This is a genomic window from Halomonas sp. ND22Bw (assembly GCF_003011945.1).
GTDB lineage: Bacteria > Pseudomonadota > Gammaproteobacteria > Pseudomonadales > Halomonadaceae > Halomonas > Halomonas halophila.
This window is the reverse complement of sequence record NZ_PXWD01001184.1, coordinates 1-260: the sequence shown is the minus strand read 5'-3', so window position 1 is coordinate 260 and position 260 is coordinate 1. Positions and strand designations below refer to the sequence as shown.

The 260-nt window shown below is 67.3% G+C and carries 1 protein-coding gene; it reads left to right on the top strand.

Annotated features, from left to right (window positions below; genetic code table 11):
• Positions 1-260, top strand: a 260-nt coding sequence (locus tag CVH10_RS21915; protein WP_146143267.1) for a TraC family protein, incomplete at both ends; no start/stop codon positions are given.

Below are 260 nucleotides of genomic sequence, written 5' to 3'. Positions count from 1 at the left end.
CCTGGATCGACGATATCACCTCGCCGACCACCGCGCCGGGGTCGGACGCGATCAGCTACAATCCGTTCGATCCCATCGCGGACCAGGCGGTGCGTCACGACCTCGAGGTCCGGATCGAGCCCGACCGGCTGCTGCTGCGCACCGAGCGCTTCCGTCCGACCGGCAAGGTCATCGACGATGCGCCCGAGATCGGCGAAATCTACCCGGACGTCTTCGATGTCCGCTCCTTCTCGGTGCGCAACCTGCCGACGCGCTGGGCA